Below are 8,783 nucleotides of genomic sequence, written 5' to 3' on the forward strand. Positions count from 1 at the left end.
CTGTTTTAAACTAGTTTTACTATATTAAGTTTATATACTTTGTTAGAAGAGTTTGTAATTAAGTTCCTTATTTAAATGAGATTTAGTATTAAACAAAAAATTTAAAATACATTATACTTATTTGATTAATGAAATTAAATTTAAAAATGAGAAAAATTTATAGTTTAAGGACGGGAAAATATTATGAAAATTAGTTATAAAGGGATTGGCTCTGATTTAAAGAATATATTGTTTAAAGAGTTTGAAAAGAATGAAAATACGCTTTTTGTATTTGAAAATTCGGCTTCGTTTTTTGAGATAAAAAGGGAATTTTTACAGAATGAGGAAATGCAGCAGAAATTGGGAATTTTTCAGAATTTTAAGATGATGAATAGTTATGATTTTTATGAGAATGTATTTGTTACTGATAAAATTGTGGTAAAAGAAGAGAAACAGGTTGTAATGTTTTACAATGCTTTGACTGAGAAGCTGAAAAAGGATATGAAGGTAAATAATTATTATGATATTATTGATGTTGCCTATAATTACTACAATTTATTTGCAGAATTGCAGGAATACAAGATTGATTTGGAAAAAATTGAGCTGGAGAAATGGCAAGTTGAAACTTTTAGAACTTTGGTTGAGATTGATAATGAGATGAAAAAAGTTGTGCAGCAGAAAGGGCTTATTTTACCATATATGCTTAGAAATGTGGAAAATATTTCGGATAATTTTTTGAATAAATTTTCTAAAATTTGCTTTGTAAATAAAGTTAAAATTACTCCATTTGAAAAGGAGTTAATTGGAAAAATTGAAAACAGAGGGATTGCTGTAGAAAATATTTTGCAGCTTTCGGAAAATGATTTTAATGAGGAAAAGTTAAAAATAAAGGACAGTTTTTCATTGCCTGAGAAAAATGAGTTTTTGGAAAAATTTGGGACAAATATTGAGATTTTTGAGTATGAAAATAAATTTTCACAGGTTTTAGGGCTTGTAAAAAAACTGGATGAGAGTGAAAATGATGAAAAAATCGAAAATAGAGTAAATTATAAAATTTATGATTTGCAAGATAATGGAGAAGATGGAAAAAAAGATTATCAGCTTTTAAGGCAGGAAAAGATTTCTTCCAATTTGGAACTTACAATGAAGAAAACAAAGATTTACAAAATATTAGAATTAATTTGTAATATTTTGGAAAATGTAAAAATTGTTGAAAAAAAATTGGAAGATAATGAGAAATTTGAAAATATTGAAAAAAAAGATGAAAAAGATTTTGGGAATGATTTAAGAATTAGAATGAAAGATTTGTATTCTGGATTTAAATCTGACGATTTTCTAAGAATTTTTGGCTTAAAAAAGTCGTATGATTTTTTTATGGAATTTGTGGAACAAGATTATAGATATATGTCAAAAAATGAAATTTTTAGAATTCTGGAAAATCAAAATGGGAAATTTTCTAGAAATCTAAAAGATGTTGAAGCTGCTGGAATAATTAATTTTATTGATGAAATTGAAAAAATTTTTGAATATCAGACACTTGGGGAATATGAAAACTATCTCGAAAAGATTTTTGAGAGAAGCGGAGAAATGGATAAGAATGTAAGAGATAAATATTTTGAGGCATTGTCGGAAATGGTAGTGCTGGAAGACTTTTCATTTGATAATCTCTGGAAAGGATTTTTTAATGAAAATGGAATTTCGGCAAGTTTATTGAAATTGTTTTTGAAATATTTGGATAAAAAGGCAATCAGCCTGAATCTTGAGGAAACCGATGAGCAGGATAGTGAAAATGTATCAAGATATTCAATTAATTCATTTTCAGCAATTTCAGAAACACAAAAGGAAAATCTGATATTTCTTAATATTCAGGATATATTTCCCAAAATAAACATAAACAATTATTTATTTACAAAAATTCAACGTGCAAAAATGGGACTTCCTGTAAGTGATGATGAAAAGCAAATTGAGATTTTCAAATTTTATCAAAATATTTTAGGATCAAAAAATATATATTTATCCTATGTAAAAAATCTAGATGAAAATATAGATTCTGCTGGAGTTGTTGAGGAAATTAAGTTAAAATACGCAATAGAGGCACAAAAAAATAAAATAGATGAGAATGATGAACTGAATTTTATTAAGAAATACTTTTTGGAAAATGTGGAAAAGTCCTGGGAATCAAGAGAAATTGGAAAATTTATTCCATCGAAGCTGAAAAAGGATTTGAATAAAATTAAGGCTGAAAAAGTGAGTTTGGGGTATTATTCGTTTGAGGAGATGCAGAACTTTGAGTATGGATATTATTTGAAAAAAATGATTGGAAATACAGAAGTTGAAAAAATTGAGGACAAAGTTGACAATCTGATGTTTGGAAATATTATTCACGGGCTTTATGAGAAAATTGTGATGGAAAACAAGGAGGTGCTTGAGAAGGGGGAATTTGTTATAAATAACGAGGAAATTAGGAAAACATTGAAAAGTATTCTAAATTCGTTTGAATACAAAATTCCGAAAGAATATCTAGAATTTTATAAAAAAGTTTCGTTTGAGGAAATTGTAAAATCTGTTGAAAAAATATTGACAAAGTTAATGAAGACGTTGGAAAACGAAGAAGAAATCGAAATTTATTCAGAAGAAAGAATAAAACTGAAATCTGAAAAGGAAATTTATGAAAATATTTTTATAAATGGAATGATTGATTTACATATAAAATTGAAAAACAAGGAGATTTTGTATGACTATAAATCTGGTATTTTGAAAAATAAAAAAGGGGAGGAAAAGAAAGAGAAAGTCGTAAATGCTTTTAAACAGCTGGATTATTATTCTGTTATGCTGCCTGAAAAAAATGTTCAAGAAATAGAGAGATTTGTGGTAGATGTTTGGGACGGTGATATAATTGGGGATACAAGAGAAAAGGAAGAGGAATTTCTGAGTGAAAAGAATATTCGGGAAGTTGTAAAAAAATATTATGAAACTGACTACTATGATGTTGGTGATGTAAAAGATGTGCAAAATTACACTTATCAAACTTTTAAGGATGTATGCAGAAGGGAGGACGAATTAAATGATGAAAATAAATAACGGAAATGATAATAAACAAAATAAGATTATTTTGAAGGCAAGTGCAGGAACTGGAAAAACTTATAGGCTATCGCTGGAATATATTGCAAACTTAATAAGAGGCGTAAATTATAAAAATATCGTTGTAATGACTTTTACGAAAAAGGCTACTGCGGAAATTAAAGAGAGAATTTATGACTTTCTGTATCAGATTGCGTTTGAAAAATATGACTGGATAGGATTGGAAGACAGTCTAAAAGAACTTTATGGATTTTCTGACAGCGAAATACTGAAGAGAAATTTACAAGATATATATTTTGAAATGATAAAAAATAAGGATGAAATCAGGATTTACACGATTGACGGATTTACAAACAGAATTTTTAAAAATACTATTGCTCCATATTTTGGTATTTACAATTATGAAACAATTGACAAGGAAGAAGATGAGTTTTACAATGATATTTTGATAAAAATAATTGGAAACAGCTATTATTTTGAAAAATTTAAGTTTATATTGAATGAGGAAAAAGACAGAAAAAATATTTCAACTTATGTGAAAATTGTAAAATCGTTATTGGACATGCAGGAGAAATTTTTGCTGGCTGGTGATAACTACAAGGAAGCAAATTTAATTTTAAAAAATAATAAATCAAGTAGAAGTTTTGTAGAGAATTTTGAAAATATTTTTGAAAATGTGAAAAAGATTGCTGAGATAAAAGGAAAAAAAGTTACTGAAATATTGAATGGAAAATTTACTGATATTTTTAAAAAGTTTGAAGAATTGAATCAAAATAATTCTGATATTTCTATTGTGCAAAACAAAAAAATTGAGTTAATATTAGAAAAATCAGATGATATTTTTGGTACGGGAAATATTTGGGATGGCGGAAAAACTCGTGGGAAAGATGTTAAGGAGCTGCTAGATGAAATGAAGGAAGAGCAGGATATTTTGCGAGAAAAAATTTCAAATTATATTTTTAATGAGGAAGTATTGCCAACTGACAGAAAAATAAAGGAATTGGCAAAAATTATATTCGATATTGCAGAGCAGACTAAATTAAGTACAAAAAGATTTACTCACACGGATATTTCCACGTATACATATAAGTTTATTTTTGACAAGGAACTAGGATTTGTGAAGACTGATAATAACAACAGCAACGCAGTTACTGAGGATTTTTTGGAACTTATCGGTGGACAGATTGATACGATTATGATTGATGAGTTTCAGGATACGAGTATTTTGCAGTGGAAAATTTTAGAGTTACTACTTTCAAGTGCCAAAAATATTATTTGTGTTGGCGATGAAAAACAGAGTATTTATAATTGGCGTGGTGGAGAAAAGGAACTTTTTGAAAATTTGGAAAATTTAATTGGCGGAAATGTTCAGAATTTGGAAAAATCCTATCGAAGCTACAAGCAGATTATCGAAAATGTGAATAAAATTTTTACTAACTATAATGAAAACTGGAAATATATAAATTCGTTGTATCGTGATGACGAGGACTATCAGAGAGGATATTTTGGATATTATTTTCAGGAAAGAAAGTCTAGATATAATGAAGACGAGGAAAAGCCTGAAAAGGCGTATGAGGAAATGATACGAAACTTGAAGGAAGGAAAAATTCAGAATTTTGGGAAAAGTTGTATAATTTGCCGTGGCAATAAGGAACTTTCAGAAATTACAGCAAGATTGAATGAGGAAAAAATTCCGTTTACGCTTGAAAGCAACTCTTCGATTCTGGATTACAGAGCTGTTAAACCGCTGTATAAGCTGATAAAATTTTTTGTTTATCATAATTTTATTTATTTATTGGAATTTATGCGAAGTGATTTGATTGGCTGCCTAAATGACCACGTAAAATATTTGGTAGAAAATAAGGAATTAATTGAAAAATATATTACAAAAAATATTAAGTTACCTAGTAAAAATTTGAGAAGTAAGAACAGTTTTGAATATTTTGTAGAAAACTTGGAAAATTTTGAAAAAAAAGAAAATTTGCTGGAATATAAAAATATTAATTTTATGGAAAGAAATGGACTTTCGTTTTCTGAAATTTTGGAAAAAATAAAGGAACTTTACAAACTTTCAATTAATTTGAATGATAAATATGCAAAAGAAAATTTTTCAAAAAAAATTATTCAAGATTTTGGCGTAACAAGTTTTTATTCAACAAACAGCGATATAAAAAATATTTTTCAATTTTTCAATATTCTAAAGGAATTTGACAACTTGTATGAATTTGTTGTACATATTGAAGATGAAAAGGATGATTTGAAGCAAATAAGCAGTTCGGATGAAAATGCCATAAATCTGATGACAATTCATAAGTCCAAAGGGCTGGAATTTGACACGATAATCTATTACCGAAAAGGAAAAACTGGCGGAAATAATTTTAAAACTTTTGAAACATATTTTGATTACGATGAAAATTTTACAAATGTAACTAATTTTTTAATAACATTTTCAAAATATGCTAAAAATGTGAAAAATATAAAAGAATATGGAATAATTGCTGAAAAAAATGTCCAAAAAGAAAAGATGGAAGAAATAAATGCCGATTATGTCGCTTTGACACGTGCTAAAAAAAATCTGCTATTGTACTTTGAGGCTTATATAACAAAAAATGGCTATTCAGATGATTTAATTAAGAAATTAATTGATGTTTACGATGAAAACACAGAATTTGGAATTGGAGAAATTACTGAAACAGAAAGAAAAATTGTGTCAAATTCTGAAAATTTAAAAGAAAATGCTAAACTGAAAGAAAATAAAATAAATAATAAAATATTAAAAACTTATTTTTCTGATGATAAATTTAAAATAAAAAAATCAAGTATAACTTTGGAAAAGGAATTTAAAAGAAAAAAAGGGCTTGCAATGCACTACTACTTTGAACATATTTTAAATGATTTGGAAACTGATAAATTAATTGCAAAATCTGCACTTTTAAGCCGATATGGAAATATGCTAGGGAAAAAGATTGTAGAAGAATTAATTGTCCGAATGGAAAAATTTATTGAAAAAAACAGCGATATTTATAATGAGAAATACAAAGTTTATACAGAATTTGAAATTTATGATTCTGAAGGAAGAAAGCGTATCATTGATAGAATTAACATTGATGAGGAAAATAAGAAAATTTATATTTATGACTACAAGACTGGATTTGAGCCTGAAACGAATGAGAAATATCAGGAACAGATTAATGAATATAGGGATATTTTAAGTAAAAAAGTTTCGGAAGATTATGAAATCGATATCCAATTATTAGAAGTTTAGGGAATTTTTGAAAAAAACGAATTTTTCTATTTCAAAAATAAGATTAATAGGTTATAATAGTATGAAATGATTAAAATTTAGGAGGAAAAAATATGTCAATATTAGTTTTTGGACACAAAAATCCAGATACAGATACAATTTGTTCAGCGATTGCTTATGCAGAATTGAAAAATAAATTGGGAAAAGATGTTAAGGCTGCAAGACTTGGAGAAATTAATGAAGAAACCAAGTATGCCTTGAACTATTTTAAAGTTGAAAAGCCTGAATTAGTGGAAAATGTGGCTGGAAAAGAAATAATACTGGTAGATCATAATGAGAGAACTCAAACTGCTGAAGGATTTGAAGAAGCAAAAGTTCTAGAACTAATTGATCATCACAGAATTTCAAACTTTAATGTGGATGAGCCTTTATATGCAAGATTAGAGCCTGTTGGATGTACTGCGACAATTATCTTAAAATTATTTAAGGAAAATAATCTTGTACCAAGCAAGGAAACTGCAGGACTTATGTTAAGTGCGATTATTTCAGATACATTATTGTTCAAATCTCCAACTTGTACAGAATGTGATGTTAAGGCTGGTAAGGAACTGGCTGAAATCGCTGGAGTAAATGCGGATGAGTATGGTCTTGAAATGTTAAAGGCTGGAACTGCGCTTGGAGATAAATCTGAAGCAGAACTGTTAAACATGGACATGAAAATCTTTGAAATTGATGGTTCAAAAATTGGTGTTGCACAAGTTAATACTGTAAATGAAGCAGAAGTTTTGGAAAGAAAAGAAAAATTACTTTCTGAAATTGATAATATCATTGCAAAAGAAGGATTAAAATTCTTTATGTTTGCAATCACAAATATTTTATCAAATGATTCTGTGGCTCTAGTTTCAGGAGATGGAAATGATATTATCGAAAAAGCGTTTGGAGAAAAAGTTGACAGCAATTTAGTAACTTTGAAAGGTGTTGTTTCAAGAAAAAAACAAATTATTCCGCCATTGACAAAAGCAATTCAAGGGTAAATTTATAAAAATAAAAAATAAGGATTTTAAAAATGGCAATAGTAAAATTTAGGAAAAGAGAAGAATTAAAAATATTATTTGCAATAAAGCTGCCTACAATAATTTCTGAACTTTATAAGGAAGTCAGAAGTAAAAAAATAGCGAATGAAGCGATAAGAAATTCTCTTAATATGAAAAAAAATAGAGTAATTAATACATTAGAATTAGTTGATGGATTTGGAAATCAGTTTTCTGTTCTTGTAATTTATGATAATATTATGGAAGAAAAGGAGCTTCTGAAATATAATTTGGAAATCGAGGACATAGATTTCAGAATTCTAGAATTTGATTTCAATGGTAAAATGGAAATTGAAGAAATGATAGAGCATATAAAAAGGCTATACTAAGTGCCTAATTTAAAAAATTGAAAAAAGAGGTAAAATAATGAAGAAAATAGTAATATTGGTTAGTGTTTTAATGCTTTTAATAGTTAATGTTGTAAATGCAAAATCAAATAAGGCAAAAAAAAGAATAGGAGATAAAAAGTTTGAGAAAATAATGAAAGATTTTCAACTTGAAGCAGTAATAGAAACGACAAAAGGAAATATTTCTGTATACTTATATCCTGAAGCGGCTCCTAAAAATGTCGCAAATTTTGTGTTTCTTGCAAAAAATAATTTTTACAACGGACTAACTTTTCATAGAGTTATTCCTAATGGACTAGTGCAGGGTGGAGATCCTCTTGGAAACGGTACTGGAACAGCTGGATATTTTCTAAATGATGAAATTTCTGACTGGCTAAATTTTGATAATGAAGGTATGCTTGCTTTTGCAAATTCTGGACCAAATACAAATAGTAGTCAATTTTTTATAACGATGCAGGCAATGAGCAGCTTAAATGGGAAACATACAATTATAGGTGGAACAAAATCACGTGAAGATTTAGGTGTATTAAGGACAATAAGGCAAGATGATAAAATATTAAATATTGATATCAAAGGTAGAAAAGTTGATAAGTTTTTAGATTATTTCTCTGAAGAAGTCAGCGAATGGGAAAGAAAGCTAGAAAAACCAGTAAATCATGAATAGAATACAGATAAAACTCTCAGTAAATTGAGAGTTTTTTTATAAAATATTCACAAACAAAAAATAAAAACATAATCAAAAAAAGGATTTTCAAGTTATTTTTAAATATTGCACTTGATTATACAATACACCCTAAAAAGAAATTATCAAAAATCTAAAAAAAGTAGTTGACATTTATTTTAAATTATGGTATTATATTTCTTGTCCGAGAATGGAAATAAGAATTATTCTTTGGAACGGTGTATAGCGCAGCTCGGTAGCGCACCTGCCTTGGGAGCAGGGGGTCGTAGGTTCAAATCCTACTACACCGACCATCTATAAATTTGCGGGAGTAGCTCAGTTGGTAGAGCGTCAGCCTTCCAAGCTGAATGTCGCGAGTT

At 27.9% G+C, this 8,783-nt stretch carries 5 protein-coding genes and 1 tRNA gene; all 6 read left to right on the forward strand.

The window, feature by feature from the left end; genetic code table 11:
* Positions 1-183: 183 nt before the first annotated feature.
* The 6 genes from Q0370_RS03615 to Q0370_RS03640 all read left to right on the forward strand — a co-directional run bounded on the left by Q0370_RS03615 (position 184) and on the right by Q0370_RS03640 (position 8,717).
* Complete coding sequence (locus Q0370_RS03615; RefSeq protein WP_299572255.1) at positions 184-3,060, forward strand: PD-(D/E)XK nuclease family protein; 2,877 nt, start codon at positions 184-186, stop codon at positions 3,058-3,060.
* The gene (locus Q0370_RS03620) at positions 3,044-6,325 is read left to right on the forward strand and encodes an exodeoxyribonuclease V subunit beta (RefSeq protein ID WP_299572257.1); all 3,282 of its coding nucleotides are present in this window, start codon (positions 3,044-3,046) and stop codon (positions 6,323-6,325) included. Before Q0370_RS03615 ends, Q0370_RS03620 begins: the two co-directional genes overlap by 17 nt.
* A 92-nt stretch (positions 6,326-6,417) precedes the next feature.
* Positions 6,418-7,338, forward strand: coding sequence for a manganese-dependent inorganic pyrophosphatase (locus Q0370_RS03625; protein WP_299572259.1), 921 nt, complete (start codon positions 6,418-6,420; stop codon positions 7,336-7,338).
* Between the two features lie 32 nt (positions 7,339-7,370).
* Positions 7,371-7,724, forward strand: coding sequence for a hypothetical protein (locus Q0370_RS03630; RefSeq protein ID WP_299572261.1), 354 nt, complete (start codon positions 7,371-7,373; stop codon positions 7,722-7,724).
* Positions 7,725-7,761: 37 nt separating this feature from the next.
* Positions 7,762-8,406: a peptidylprolyl isomerase gene (locus tag Q0370_RS03635; RefSeq protein WP_299572263.1), complete on the forward strand. Its 645-nt coding sequence runs from the start codon at positions 7,762-7,764 to the stop codon at positions 8,404-8,406.
* A gap of 234 nt (positions 8,407-8,640) precedes the next feature.
* A tRNA-Pro gene (locus tag Q0370_RS03640) sits at positions 8,641-8,717 on the forward strand.
* Positions 8,718-8,783 lie beyond the last annotated feature (66 nt).

The sequence above is a fragment of the uncultured Leptotrichia sp. genome, from assembly GCF_938036635.1.
In the GTDB taxonomy this organism is placed as follows: Bacteria; Fusobacteriota; Fusobacteriia; order Fusobacteriales; family Leptotrichiaceae; genus Leptotrichia; species Leptotrichia hongkongensis.